Source organism: Hwanghaeella sp. 1Z406, assembly GCF_048892425.1.
Classification (GTDB): Bacteria; Pseudomonadota; Alphaproteobacteria; order UBA8366; family Aestuariispiraceae; genus Pacificispira.
In genome coordinates this window covers 1-287 of the sequence record NZ_JBLZHU010000048.1, presented here as the reverse complement: position 1 = coordinate 287, position 287 = coordinate 1, and the positions used below count along the sequence as shown (strand labels likewise).

General features: G+C 71.1%; 1 protein-coding gene. It reads right to left on the bottom strand.

Annotation, left to right across the window (positions count from 1 at the left end; genetic code table 11):
• Positions 1 to 79 precede the first annotated feature (79 nt).
• The coding region (locus ACOSDR_RS20305) for a substrate-binding domain-containing protein (RefSeq protein WP_420732358.1) at positions 80 to 287 on the bottom strand (208 nt) is incomplete at its 5' end.

Below are 287 nucleotides of genomic sequence, written 5' to 3'. Positions count from 1 at the left end.
CCTGAAGTAATCAGCTCTTCTCGAAGAACTGCAGCGAAGGCCCCCGGGATCTCCCGGGGGCCTTCCGCGTTCTCCGCGCTCAGGCGCCGTTCTCGGCCGGGACGATGCCTGCCGTGGAGGCGCGCACGACCAGCCGCGCCGGGATGCGCAGCTCGGTGCGCGCGCGCCCCGGCTCCGCGATCTCGGCGAGCAAGACACTCACCGCTGCGCGCCCCTGCTCCCGCGGCACCTGCTGCAGGGTGGTGAGGGAGAACATCTCGGCGAACTCGTGATCGTCGATGCCCGCG